Source organism: Shewanella sp. AS16, from assembly GCF_021412365.1.
Taxonomy (GTDB): Bacteria; Pseudomonadota; Gammaproteobacteria; order Enterobacterales; family Shewanellaceae; genus Shewanella; species Shewanella salipaludis.
The window spans coordinates 1-304 of record NZ_JAKCLK010000177.1; the positions used below are offsets into that span (position 1 = coordinate 1).

The 304-nt window shown below is 46.1% G+C and carries 1 pseudogene; it reads right to left on the bottom strand.

What is annotated here, in order from left to right:
* Positions 1 to 255, bottom strand: a pseudogene (ybiV, locus tag LZP73_RS19865) (sugar-phosphatase YbiV); the annotation flags it as partial.
* Between the last annotated feature and the right edge of the window lie 49 nt (positions 256 to 304).

A 304-nucleotide genomic window follows, 5' to 3' on the forward strand; every position in this document is an offset into this window, starting at 1 on the left:
GGTCAGTTCGCCGTGGAACAACTGCTTGCCATGTTCGTAAACCAGTGCGCCGTTTTCCGCGACAAAAGAGATCTCATCCTTTAGCTCAGGAAAGAACGAAATAAGCTGGTAATACTGATTACCGCTGGCGACAACGAACTCAATGCCGCGCTTTTTCAGTTCCTGATATTGCGCCATAAAACGTGGTTGGTTGTACGTTTTGGCGTCGTTAAGAAAAGTACCGTCCATGTCTGTGACGATAACTTTTACGCTCATAGGTGTGCTCCTGGCTCGAAAATGAAACCGTAACAGTGTAATAACAATG